Source organism: Terriglobales bacterium (assembly GCA_035487355.1).
Classification (GTDB): domain Bacteria; phylum Acidobacteriota; class Terriglobia; order Terriglobales; family Acidobacteriaceae; genus QIAW01.
The window spans coordinates 1-12774 of record DATHMF010000106.1 but is presented as its reverse complement, the minus strand read 5'-3'; the positions used below and the strand labels follow the sequence as shown (position 1 = coordinate 12774).

Here is a 12774-nt window from a genome sequence, read left to right as displayed (position 1 = left end):
CGAAAGGGCTACGACCTGGCTATTTCTCACCTACTTTTCCACAAACTTTTCCACAAAAGCCACGGCTTCGTCCTGCACCTGGGCATCATCTCCAAAATTTTTGAACCAGTGGACCTCCGCTTCGCGCCGGAACCAGGTCATCTGCCGCTTGGCGTAGTTGCGGTGGGCCTGCTGCGCCGCCACCAGGGTCTGCTCACCGCCTATTTCGCCGCGAAGGAATTGCATGGCTTGCTTATATCCCAGGGAGGCCAGCGGTGCTGCAGTCTCGCCGTATTGTTCGTGCAAGCGGCGAGTTTCTTCGATTAACCCTGCTGCGAACATCCGGCGGGCGCGCTCATTGATGCGTTCATAGAGCGCATTGCGTTCAGGATCAAGACCCAGGCGCAGCACGCGAAATCCGGTGAGCGGATCGCGTCCGCGCTGCCACAATTCGCTCATGCGCTGCTGCGCCGCGAGGCACACTTCAACCGCGCGCACCAGCTTGGCGGCATCATTAGGATGAATCTTCGCCGCCGCAGCCGGGTCAAGCCTTCGCAGAATGCGATGCAGATATGCCCCGCCTTTTTCTTCTGCGCGCCGCCGCAGCCGCTCCCGCAATTCTTCCGAGCGTGGCGGGCCGGCGAACAGCCCCTCCAGCAGCGCACGCAAATAGAGTCCGGTGCCTCCCACCACGATGGGCAAGCTTCCGCGTTGCCTGATCTGGTGCAATGCTGTGCGTGCACAGCGTGAATAATCGCCCGCGGTAAACGGCTCCGTAGGCGAGATGATGTCGAGCAGATGATGGGGAACGAGTGCGCGTTCTGCCTTGGTAGGTTTGGCAGTTCCGATTTCAAATTCGCGGTAGACCGCCACCGAATCGCAATTGACAATTTCTCGATGAAATCGCTGTGCCAGCGCGAGCGAAAGCGCGGTCTTGCCCGAAGCTGTCGGCCCCAGGATCACGACCAGCAGGGGAAGCGGCTTTTGCGGCAAAGCCTGATGCGCAGCTTCGCTCTCTGCCATCAGTGATTGTTCCAGTGGATCGCCCTCCAGAATCGCGCCAGGGTAAACAGGAGTATGAGCAGTGCAATCAGAATCAATCCGAGCGTGTTCTGGCGTTTAGCGGCGGGCATAAGTGAGTTTCCTTGGAGCTTGCAGCTTGGAACTTGTAACTGTTTCTAACGAAGGTCGCTCTTCTGCGGATTGTAAAAGAAGTGGATACGTAATGCGAGGTACTGTCCGTGAAATTCCTGCGGCAAAGGCTCGAATGGATTCGAGCCGGTAATTCCGCCCCAGGCGGCGCGATCGAGCGCCACATCGCCGGAGGGTGAAACCAGGTGCATGCCGGCGACCGAGCCATTTTTGGTGATGGCAAATTCAATCGAGACCTTGCCCGATTTCATCAGCGGCGGGCGCGCCTCTTCTGGGATCAGTTCATACCAATTCTGGCGGAGGCTATCTAATACGCGCTTGAGGTATGGACCAAAATCCACCCCCATGGTGTCGCTGAGCACGTCTACATCGTTACGCAGTTTTGTAGGTTGCGCCGACGGACCTATTCCGTAGTCACCGGTCGTGCCGCTGAAGGTGTGCCGCTCCGCCGAAGCCCGCGCCGCCTGCTCAATTACAGATCCCGCTGAAGCCGCCGTTGCAAACGGATTGTTGGCGTTGTTGCGCGCAATCGTTTGCGGTTGCTCCAGGTGCGCCATGGTGTTATCCGATTGCTGCTGCGTGGGCTGCTGAGGTTGCTGCGCCTGAGCCTGCTGGTTTTGTTGTGCCTGCTGTCCTGCTGGCGGGCTTTGTGCAGCGGGCGCCTGCATGGCTTGCGGAGCGCCTGCCCGTCTTGCATCCTCCAGCTCGCGCAATTGCTGCAGGTCAGGGTGACGCAACGCCGCACGCCGGTCCTGGTCAGATATTTTGTTGTTGTCTAACGGCTTTTGGGTTGGAGTGGGCGGCATCTCCAGAAACGTTATTTGATGGTCTTGCAGCAGTTGCGCCAAAGCGCTGGGTGTCGGCTGGTGTCCCGCTAAAAGCTTGGGGAACAACCATACGACGATAGCCAGCATGATGCCATGCACCAGCAGCGAGATCCAGAAGGCCTCGCGCAGCTTCGAGCGCTCCAGTTGCAACTCCAGATCGTCTTCCAGCAAGCCAAAAGGTGTTTTGTGCAGGCGATCATCAAAGGCTGGCGGAGGGGGAAAGAGCGATGCCTGCGCGCCGGAATCACGGCCTTCGCCATTCGCAGAAGTGCCCTGCGCCTTGCGCATCTCCTCAAGCAGCGGAATTTGGATAATGCTTGGCATCTTCTGGAAACTGCGATTGCTGGTGGTGGCGCTAGGACGTTAGATGTCTATTAGATGCTTATAATTGCCACCCGTTACTATTTTCGCATTGTTTTTAATACTTCGCGCACTCAGAAAAACACTCTGAACAAAACTTTACATACGACTTTACATAACAGGTATTCCAGCGACTAACCCTAAGAACGGCAGAAAGTCTCGAACTTGCAGCGGCTTTCACCAAACTGAGGACTGACAACTGAGGACTGCTTTTACAACAGCTTATCCAATTTGACGTTGCGTGAGTGCTCCCGGATTACTTCCAGGATCTCCAGCGCAACCGCCAGGGCGCGCCGGCCATCTTCGAGCGAAACCACCGGCGCGCTGCGCGTGCGTACCGAGTCGAGAAACGAACATAGCTCAGTGCGCAGCGGCTCTTCCCGAACGACTTCAGGTTTGGTGATCTTGATCTGCGGACTGGACGGATGGTCTTGTTCCTCATCCATGCCTGCCAAAAGCGATGACACCACGCTGGGAGAGCCATCGCCAGAAACCGTGAACGCCACGACGTCCTGGCGGGTGTAGTCGAGTGAAATATACTGCTGCGGCTGAAAGAAGCGCAGCTTGCGTATGCGCTCGGTGCTTACCCGGCTGGCGGTGAAGTTGGCCACGCAGCCCGACTCGAACTCCATGCGTACGTTGGCGATGTCTACTTTAGCGCTCAGGATGGGCAGGCCCACGGCGCGGATCTCTTTCACCGGTGACTTCACGAACGACAACACCACGTCAATATCATGGATCATCAGGTCGAGCACCACATCCACATCGAGCGACCGTGGCGTGAAGACGCTCAGCCGGTGCACCTCGAAGAACATGGGCTTGGTGATCAAGGGCACCGTAGCCCGCACCGCAGGATTGAAGCGCTCAAGCTGCCCCACCTGGGCAATGCGGCTATGCTGCTGCGCCAGAGCGAGCATCTCATCGGCATCGGCCAGCGTGCCGGCCACCGGCTTTTCAATCAGCACGTCAACTCCGTTCTGCATGAGCTCACGCACAACCTGCAGATGGGCTTGCGTAGGCACGGCAACCGAAGCCGCCTGCGGCTTGCTGCGTTGCAGCAATTCATTAATCGAACCGAAAGTTTGCGTGCCGAACTCGCCGGCAATCTGGGCAGCGTGCGCAGGGTTGGAATCGACAACCCCAACGAATTCCACAGCATTTTCCTTGGCCAGATCGTGATACACGCGGGCATGGTTGCGCCCAAATGCGCCCACCCCGATGACAGCTACGCGAAGCTTCTCAGAAGATGGCAGCTTAAAGTCTCCTTCTCATTAAAGACAAAGTTTGATTTTCGCAGATGCAACCGCAACTCTCAAACTGTGGCAGCGATGAAATTACTGTCAGGTAGGAGGGGGGACGCGAATGAATGCTGATGTTTCATAGCAAAGATTTATCTCGTAATCGGCAACTGCTTTTAGGTCTGTCATCCTGAGCGAGGGCGCACGCCCGAGTCGAAAGACCCCGAGAATATCTCGGTTGTCCATACTGCTGCGAGGCATTCTCTGAAGAATCTATTCAGAATTCAGCTTGCGGCTCGATTCCTGCCCTGGGCGAAGCCGAAAGCCAGTGCGCAGCATAGCGGAGCATAGATAGAACCCGCAGCAACTTCATATTATCTCTGGCCATGACCAGAAAACAGACCTTACAATTTATGTCAATTTGTCGGAGGCATAACACCAAATGAAAAACGACGCAGAATGGGAAAGAATAAACTCCCTGGGAGGCGGCGGTCAGAGCGATGTATTTTTAGTTAGAAGCCCTGCAAGAAGCTACGAGCGTACGCATTGTCTCGAGATAATTCGCACCGCTTTAGACGAGGACAAGAGAGCGGAGCTAGCCACAGCAATGTGGTCATATGCGCGTCCGGATAATGCTTCCGAACTGGGTGCGCTCAAGGTTTTCAAGATTCCCCCAGAAGACTCAAGCAACATGCCTCCTATCCCAAAGTCTCCCGAATACGAAGCAATTGAGCGTTTAAAAAATGAAATCTCCGCGCTCAGCAAGGATACACCAGGCCTTCCTAAGCTTCTGGATTCGAATGTAGAAAAACGCTGGATAGTGACAGAGTTTTTTTCGGAGGGCACGCTAGAAAACAATCTCTCTCGCTATAAAGGCCGCGCCATTCTTGCCCTTAAGGCTTTTCGATCACTCGTAAAGACAGTGGCGGGGTTGCATGGGGAGGGCTACGTACATCGGGATATCAAGCCGGCTAATGTTTTTGTTCGAAGTGACGAGGAACTCGTGTTAGGTGACTTTGGGATTGTTTACTTACCAAACGCTGGCGATAGGGTCACATTAACAAAAGAGCGGGTGGGCCCGCGCGACTACATGCCTCAGTGGGCAAACCTGGGGGGGCGGCATGAAAAAGTAGAACCTTGTTTCGACGTCTATATGCTTGGAAAGCTGTTGTGGTGCATGGTCGATGGCCGGGCAGTGCTGCCGAGGGAATATCATAAACGCCCCGATTTTGATCTGACAAAAACGTTTCCAAACGACCCGCATATGCACGTTATTAACAAAATTCTCGATAAATGTGTGGTCGAGGAGTCGCATGATTGCCTTTCATCTGCCGACGATTTGCTATTAGTTGTCGACGCATTCCTTGCTGTTATGCAGAGCGGTGGGCAGGTATTGTCACCCGGTATCCCAAGACCTTGTCGCATTTGTGGCCAAGGATTTTATAAGCCCGAAGTCCTACTTGATGGTAAATCGGCCGGAGCTATCAGGTTTTGGATTTCCGGATCCGATACTGCCAACCTGATGGTTCAAACGTTCATCTGCGACAACTGTGGTCATGTTGAATTATTTAGAACGAGCCCGGGCCAAGTCCCCCTCATCTGAGCTGCAAGGGAAGGCTAGCGCGGAGAGAAGGCGGGAAGAGAAACGAATCGGACCGAAAGACCAGTCAGTTCCGCACAGGTACACTGGACAGAGCACAAGTACCCTCTATGCGCATCTCATAGGGTGAGGTATGACTGAACTGAGGTTTCCTTGTACCGACAAATAGCACGTGCAAAATTGTTCCTTGCAACCTAAGTTCGAGCTTGCGCACATCTGCAACACATGCGCTGAGTTTCAATTGCGCTACCGCATTTATCCAGGTGATTTCAAGAAACCTGTCTGGATTACTTCCAAATTGTTGAAATAACTGAGGGAACGTAGATTTTTCTACCTGTACTAAGGTACCTTGACCTCTCAGAACGACCTCCCGCATTATTGCATTGATGTCTGTTGTCTCAGTTGCCGGATTTTCATTCAGCAAGAGACGCCGAGCGCGCATTTCGGCAAGTCGGTCAGAGCTTGTACTTGAGAATCCCACTTCAACCGCCGGGGTAAAATCCGATCTCGTAATCTTCAACTTTAAGCTAAAATGTTCCACGAATTTACCTTCGGATGTTTGCTTGTGGAAGGAATTCTGCAACACTTCGCATGCGGCTACTTTGTAACTATACGCAACAATCAATTCCAGCCCCGGGCGTATGGTCTGCAAGAGAGAAAAATCGGCGTCGTCTTCTGGATATAGCGAAAAAGATATTTGTTCCGACATCTCCTCTGCTACCCAATATGCTTCCAAGACGGGAAGATAAAGCACCATATTGGCTTGCATTAAAAGAAGCAGCGAATACTTAGAAGAAGCTTTGTAATTCGTATTCTGTTCTGGAGTCATTGGATCAACATTGGTTCCTTAGCGACGAAACCGACGACGCACGGCCAACAGAAATAAAGCAGCCTGGCCCGGTATTATTACAAGTTCCAGTGAAGCGAGGCGCCTGCCCCATTTACTTGCCGGTTCAACAGTCGGTTTCTTCTGGAAAGTTGCAACATCAAGAGTCACCCAGAGACCGGCACCTACAACTTTTACATAATCACGGTAGTTATGTCCCGCTGCCCCCCAATAAAAGGCATTGGTAGCGCAATCGTCTGTGTTTATTGCAGAAGTGCTCGCAGTACCGGTAACGCTCGTTCTAGAATCCTTCATGCACAGACCAAGGAACGGATAGGCTATAGTAAAAAGACACACAAAAAGTACTAACACCATAATTGCACGCAAATAGCTGGAGCCGTAATGATTAAGAACTCTGTAGAGATTTACGACAGAGAAAGATTCCCCAAACTTTCTAGCCCAGGTATGTTTGCGGTAAAATTCCTCAACGCGCCGGAATCGTCCCAGGGCGAAATGATTAGGCGCGAGCCTCTTCATTTCCATAGCACCACAGAAGCAGTCTTCCGACAGGTCATATTGGCGCCAGCTATCGAAGTTTCTGATTAACTTTTTGTAAGTACTGGCCACCAAGTCATGGGATCGATCGGGCTGTCGCAGATCGGATGTAATATCGAGTTCATCTTGCAATACGATTCTGCGGCCCAATCGCTTCCATCTGACTTCTTCAAATCTAACCTGCTCAATTCCGGAACAATTCGCCAATCTGATCGATAATCCGTCGAGTGACGCTGAATTTATTCCAAAGAAGTTTACGTGGTTAGGTTGCTGAAAGACTACATTGCTAAGATCGACAGTTGCGAAAGCAGCTTGAGCATCACCGCTCGTAGGTAGCATACCTGGTTCGACGTACCGTCCCACAACCATGGAGGAAAAGTCTACTCTCTGCGAAAATGTTGCTGAAAAGTAGGTTACTGACTTAGTGAATCTGGAAGTTTGAAAGTTTGCATCCCCATTAAATTGCGAGGCGCCGAACTCGCTTTCATCATAGAACTTGCAGAAAGCAAAGAACGCATCTTCCTTAAAAAGTGTGCCAAAGAAAACCGCTTTCTTGTGGAAAGCTGTCGTGGAAAAAGCCGCTTTTGAAGAAAAAACAGCACTGGTGAAATCAACATCTTGACTAAATAGCACCTGATCGAACTGCGCTTCCCCATGAAACATTGCGCTTTTCATTGTTAGTTTGCCCTTGAACGTCGAAGCGGAGAAAACGGCGCTGGCACGAAATTCACACCTGGTAAAATCCGCATCCTTAGCAAAAGAACTCCGTTCGAAATGGGCGTGTGAAGTAAAAACAGCTCCCGCGAACTCAAGTTTCTTCTGAAACGTTGTTTCTGAAAAATCAACTATCGGGAAGACAAACCGCGAGAAGTCGTAGAAATTGTTGGCAACACCATATTTCGAAGTCCCAGCAATTATTGCTTTGATTTCATTATTGAACTGGGCACCTGGTTTGGATTGATCAATTGAATGCATCACGCAAACTGGTAACGGGTCATCTGTGCTTTTATGTATTGGCCGGCCACACGGATTACCGCTCATGATTACGGGACACGAGTATTGACTGGCCAGTTTCATGATTGCACAAGATAGTGAAAGAAAGGCTACTCTGCCTCGCTAGTGCCGTCAAACAGTTGTAAATAGCTGTCGGAAAAAACTTCTCGATTCTGCCTTAACCTCGTTGGGCGGCTAGCACAGACAACTAGGGCAGCCGCGTAGTGGTTGAAATTCGGTTTTTCTCCGCTCCTCCGCCTCTCCGCGGTGAATTAAACCCCGATTCTGAGAACCGAGAACTGAGAACCAAAAACTGGTATCAAACTGGCCCCATACCGTTAATTTCTACCAATTCTGCGTCATCATGATCCTCAGGTGTCCCTAAAAGGGATACCGGAAAGGATATCTATGAAAATCGCACAGCTTTTTGGAGTAAAAACCAACCCCAGCCAGCAACCCCGTTGCTGCCACAAACGTAATGATGGAACCGAGTGCAACGCCCATCCCCGGAAGGGCAGGCAATATTGCTTCCTTCACGATCCCGAGTCCCAAAAGAAAAGCACGGCGGCACGCCGCGCCGGCGGAGTCATCCGCGGCTACAAGGCCCAGGAGGTTTTGAAACTCCCTCCCAACCTTCCCGCCCTGCCGCTTCGGGATACCGCCGACGTTGTCGAGATGTTCAGAGTGACGGTCAACCACTTCCGCCAGGGCGAGATGGATCTCCGCTCCGCCAACTGCATCCGAAACTTCGGCCTCGCCATGCTCCGCGGCTTTGAGTTCGAAATGCGCGCCCAGCGCGAGGCTACCGGCAAAGCCACTCGCCCTGCCAAAAAACAGCCCATAGAAGGCTTAAACCTCGTATTTAGGGATATCACCGGGGCCCAGATCTATCCTCGCGAGACCGCAGCCACTTCGGCCCCGAACCCCCTCTCCTCGCACAGCCAGCCAGACCCAAACCCAAAACCAGACACCGCAAGACTAGACAAAAGAGAAGATAAACCAGAACAAGGGATGCAAGACAGCCTCAGCCCCGCATCCGCAGCCTGCGCCCAAAACCAGACAAAAGCTCAGCAACAGACTGAACAAAACGAACCAAAACCGAACGACCAAAATAAATCACAGCAGAACGGCCAAAACAAACCCCAGCCAAACGGCGACTCTGCCGTGAGCCCGGCCCCGTCTTCCGCGCAGCCCGTCTCCCCTGCGCCGAAAGAACATCAATCCGTGCAGTACCCTCCCGGCCTTGGGCCTCGTTATCTCGCCTTGGCCACACCCGAAATGCCGTGGTGGCGAAGACCGCAATACAACAACCCCGGCTTCGTGACCGGCACGGTTCCCAAGGCAGCAGCCAGGTCGGCCGCGCGCTTCCGGGGCACGAGGCGGTAGCCGGGCAGTAAGAGTTCGTAAAGCATCCCAGGAAGCGGGGCTTACTTGGAGTAATGCCCTTAGAGGTCTTTGAAAATTCGTTGTCGGTCGGTATTGCCGAACCCTTAGAACGGGTGAGCGCGAAGCGAGCGCCGTAGGCGCGAACAGAGGTAAGCCACCGCGCAGCGGTGGGTGAAAAGTGTCTCTTCCGCTCTGCCGAAGGCATGCGCGCATCCCGCAAAGTGGGAGGAGCGCTCAGAACAAAAGCGCCCTGAGGACTGAGGACTAACGACTGAGGACTGCTCAGCAAGTCCCCACCCTGAAATCAATTTTCCCCAGCAAATATGCGGCGATCAGCGCTGTTTTTAGGTCTCCCAGACACTTGCAGCAAGTACCCACCCCCCACCGCTTGGAAGACAAAAAATCTGCAGCCTGCGGAACTGCGTACCAGGCAAGCCCCAATCTGAATTCGGCCCTCGCCCAGCGGTAATCTTGACTTTCCAGCCTCTCTGGATTTGAATTAAGAATTACCTCCCTTAAAAACCACTTCCGTTGATGATGGCCACTAGTCGAAGTATTGGGTCTTAGGAGGACTGCATGTGCTGTTTCCCAAATTTGCGCAATTCACGCGCGCTGCTGGTTTTGATCCTGCTGCTGGCTGCTTCGCCAATTTGGGCGCAGAGGGTAGCTGGGCCGCCCACTCTGCAGCAACTACAGCCGGAGGACAACGAGCCAATCCAGGACGATCCCTGGGGCCGGCGCATCTGGATGCGCGAGCGCTTCAGTGGCGAGCCACTGGACTACAAAGACATGATGCTGCGCGAGACGCAGCGGCAAAACCAGCTTTATCCGCAGTTGGCGCCGGGCATCGTGCCCTTGTCCCCTATTCCAACCTGGGTTTCCATCGGACCAACCAACGCAACTTTTGAAACCAACGGCGTTACTCTAAACGTAGTAGACAGTGGACGCGCGCGCACCATTCTGCCTGACCCGGTTGACGTCAATACTGTGTATTTACTCACTTCGGGCGGCGGATTGTGGAAGACCACGAACTTTCTGCAAGTCAATCCAACCTGGGTGCCAAAAACCGATGCCCTCCCTACGACGGGAGGCGGTTCAGTAGCCTTCGGCAGAACGTCGAATGTTCTCTATCTTGGGCTGGGAGACCCCTTTGATGATTTTCCTCTGGCGGGCGGATTTGTGACCAAATCCACCAATGGAGGCGACACCTGGGGCCCGGTCATCAATCTTGCGAACGCTACTTCGGTAAGAGACATCAAGGTTGATATCAGCGGCGGGAACGATATCGTTATGGTGGCAACCGATGCAGGATTTTTCCGCTCGGCCGACGGAGGAGCAACCTACGACGCCTCACCGAATCCCTCCATCGGTGCAAGGGTGCTTTGGAGCCTGGCGAATACCAGCGCAGGGTGGCTGGTTTCGGCGGCGGACGGCACGCTTTGGCTTTCTACCGATAAGGGCGCTACCTGGAGCCAAACCGGCACCCCTGGATTTACTGGAGCGGGACGCTCGACACTGGGGATTGGCCTCCCTGGGGATGTGGTTGTTTATGCCTTCGCAGGAAACCCTGGCGGGACCGATCAGCTTGACCTGTTCCGCTCGCCCGATGGCGGCCTGACCTGGACGGCACTAGGTCTTGGCAGCAAAGCACCATCTAACCCCAACGCCGACAATTCAAACATGGACATCATGCACGGCCAGGCTTTTTACAACCAGATGATCCTGGTGGATCCTACGGATGCCACTCGCAGTACCGTCTACATTGGTGGGAACCTGTGCACTGCGAGGACGACAGACGGCGGCGCTACCTGGACTTTGATTACCGACTGGCTCCCGCGTAGCGGCGCAAATTTGCCGTATGCCCATGCCGACTTCCATGCAGCAGCCATCAGCACGCTCACCAGCCCGGCGAAACTTTTTTTCGGCTCTGACGGCGGCCTATTTGTGAGCAACGATACTGGGGCCAGTTGGGATTACAGGAAGAACATCGGCATTGTAAGCCACCTGATCTATGCCCTGACTACGAATCCAAATTCGCTCAGCACCACCATTATCGGATTGCAAGACAATGGCACGCGGGTTCGCGAGGGCAGCACAACCATATATGACCAGACGCGAGGCGGTGATGGCTTTGGAGTGGGCACGAGCCAGGCAAACACCACCTGGACGCTGAGCACGTACATCCATGGCGCGGTGGACAACAGCACGGATCTGGGGGCACATTGGTCGGTCGCTACCACTGGCATCAACACCGGTGACACACCCTTTGCCACGGCGATTACCAATCCTTTGGCGTCGGCCGATCCCGCAGGTACAGTCTTTTTTACGGTTGGCCTTCATGACGTTTACGAAACCTCAAACGGCGCAAGCAGTTGGACGTCTATTGGCTCCTTTGGAGCGCCAGGAACAGCACAAACGATTCGTGCGCTCGTGCACGTCGTGGGAGTAAGCCCAGTTGATACGAGCCATATTGCTGTTGCCGGCACCAGTGGAAATCTTCTGCTGACGACCAATGGCGGTGCAAGTTGGACGCAGGTTCCACTGAATACCGCTGTTCCCGGTTACAACAGCAGCAACACCAATATCGCTTGGGTGAATAACAGCATCCTTTATGTGTGTTCAGAGGCGTTCAACTCCGGCGCAATTCGCGTGGTCAAGAGCATCAATGGCGGCTCGACCTGGACGGCAGCCAGCAACGGGCTTCCCGACGCCAGCGTCAGCAAGCTGCAGATTGATCCCAGCGACAACACAGGGAACACAGTGTATGCGGGTACTTTTGTAGGGGTCTATCAGACCACCGATGGCGGCGCGAGTTGGCACAAGTTCGGCGCCGGCTTGCCGAACGTTCATGTGACAGATATCTTCATGCCTCCTAATGGCAGCTTTATCCGCATTTCCACCTATGGCCGGGGCGTGTGGGAGATCAATCCGCTTGTCCGCACGATCACGCACTTTTCTGTAACGGCTCCGGGAAGCGTAAACGCGGGCAGCGCGTTCAGCGTGACTGTCACCGCGCAAGATATCAACAATTCAACTGTAACTGACTACACCGGCACGGTGCACTTCACCAGCAGCGATGGGCAGGCGGTGCTGCCGGTTGACTACACCTTTGTCGCAGGCGATAACGGAGTGCACGTTTTTAATAATGTCATTTTGGGAACACTGGGCAGCCAGACCGTGACTGCAACTGATGCGGCCGCCTCGCTTACCGGAACCTCGGCGGGAATTACAGTAAATCCAGGGGCGGCCACTCATTTCAACGTGACCGGCGCACCTGCAAACATCATTGCTGGAAATGCTTTTAGCATCACCGTGACCGCGAAGGATTCATTCAATAACACGGCTACGGGTTACGCCGGCACAGTGCGCTTCACCAGCGGAGACCCACAGGCAGTCCTGCCGGGTAATAGCACCCTGGCCAGCGGTGTGGGGACGTTCCCCTCAGTTACGCTGAAAACAGCCGGTCCGCGAACCGTCATAGCGACCGACACCGTCACCGGCAGCATCACGGGAGCCAGCAGCGTAATCAATGTGAGCAACGCTGCCGCCAGCAAATACAGCATGACTTCACCACCGACGGCGACTGTAGGAGCACCTTTTACGGTACGGCTTGTGGCGCAGGACCAATTCAACAATACGGCGAAGAACTACGCGGGCACGGTGCACTTTACGACAACCGACGCCGCGGGCGGGGTTATAGTGCCGGGAGACTATATTTTCCTGGCGGGAGATAACGGACAGAAGATGTTTACCAATGCTTTCAAGCTGCAAACCGCCGGAGCGCAAAGCATCACCGCGAAAGATACAGTTACCAGCAGCATCACAGCAACTAACCCCATCACCGTCACCGCCGATGCC

Annotated in this window: 8 protein-coding genes; 3 read left to right on the top strand and 5 right to left on the bottom strand. The window is 54.0% G+C overall.

Features of this window, described 5'->3' with window-relative positions; genetic code table 11:
- Window positions 1–30: 30 nt before the first annotated feature.
- The 3 genes from miaA to VK738_19405 form a co-directional block, all read right to left on the bottom strand.
- On the bottom strand, window positions 31–1002 hold the full coding sequence (miaA, locus tag VK738_19415; GenBank protein ID HTD24831.1) for a tRNA (adenosine(37)-N6)-dimethylallyltransferase MiaA: 972 nt from the start codon (window positions 1000–1002) through the stop codon (window positions 31–33).
- 155 nt (window positions 1003–1157) lie between these two features.
- The gene (locus tag VK738_19410) at window positions 1158–2282 is read right to left on the bottom strand and encodes a TonB family protein (GenBank protein ID HTD24830.1); all 1125 of its coding nucleotides are present in this window, start codon (window positions 2280–2282) and stop codon (window positions 1158–1160) included.
- A gap of 248 nt (window positions 2283–2530) precedes the next feature.
- The gene (locus VK738_19405; protein ID HTD24829.1) at window positions 2531–3571 is read right to left on the bottom strand and encodes a Gfo/Idh/MocA family oxidoreductase; all 1041 of its coding nucleotides are present in this window, start codon (window positions 3569–3571) and stop codon (window positions 2531–2533) included.
- A gap of 427 nt (window positions 3572–3998) precedes the next feature.
- On the opposite strand from VK738_19405, the gene VK738_19400 reads away from it, so the two are divergent.
- Window positions 3999–5159, top strand: coding sequence for a protein kinase family protein (locus VK738_19400; protein ID HTD24828.1), 1161 nt, complete (start codon window positions 3999–4001; stop codon window positions 5157–5159).
- Window positions 5160–5223: 64 nt separating this feature from the next.
- Here the strand turns inward: VK738_19400 and VK738_19395 are convergent, their stop codons facing one another.
- Window positions 5224–5985, bottom strand: a complete 762-nt coding sequence (locus tag VK738_19395; GenBank protein ID HTD24827.1) for a hypothetical protein — start codon at window positions 5983–5985, stop codon at window positions 5224–5226.
- Window positions 5986–6003: 18 nt separating this feature from the next.
- A complete protein-coding gene (locus VK738_19390; GenBank protein ID HTD24826.1) occupies window positions 6004–7512 on the bottom strand; it encodes a pentapeptide repeat-containing protein in 1509 nt (502 codons plus the stop codon).
- 426 nt (window positions 7513–7938) lie between these two features.
- Between VK738_19390 and VK738_19385 the strand changes: the two genes are divergently transcribed.
- Both VK738_19385 and VK738_19380 read left to right on the top strand, forming a co-directional pair.
- Window positions 7939–8916, top strand: a complete 978-nt coding sequence (locus tag VK738_19385; protein HTD24825.1) for a hypothetical protein — start codon at window positions 7939–7941, stop codon at window positions 8914–8916.
- Window positions 8917–9492: 576 nt separating this feature from the next.
- A partial coding sequence (locus tag VK738_19380) for a hypothetical protein (GenBank protein ID HTD24824.1) occupies window positions 9493–12774 on the top strand: 3282 nt, incomplete at its 3' end.

Excerpts from the sequence above, each read along its gene's own strand:
- miaA (HTD24831.1), bottom strand. The coding sequence starts at position 1,002 with ATGGCAGAGAGCGAAGCTGCGCATCAGGCTTTGCCGCAAAAGCCGCTT.
- VK738_19410 (HTD24830.1), bottom strand. The coding sequence starts at position 2,282 with ATGCCAAGCATTATCCAAATTCCGCTGCTTGAGGAGATGCGCAAGGCG.
- VK738_19400 (HTD24828.1), top strand. The coding sequence starts at position 3,999 with ATGAAAAACGACGCAGAATGGGAAAGAATAAACTCCCTGGGAGGCGGC.
- VK738_19395 (HTD24827.1), bottom strand. The coding sequence starts at position 5,985 with ATGACTCCAGAACAGAATACGAATTACAAAGCTTCTTCTAAGTATTCG.
- VK738_19390 (HTD24826.1), bottom strand. The coding sequence starts at position 7,512 with ATGCATTCAATTGATCAATCCAAACCAGGTGCCCAGTTCAATAATGAA.
- VK738_19385 (HTD24825.1), top strand. The coding sequence starts at position 7,939 with ATGAAAATCGCACAGCTTTTTGGAGTAAAAACCAACCCCAGCCAGCAA.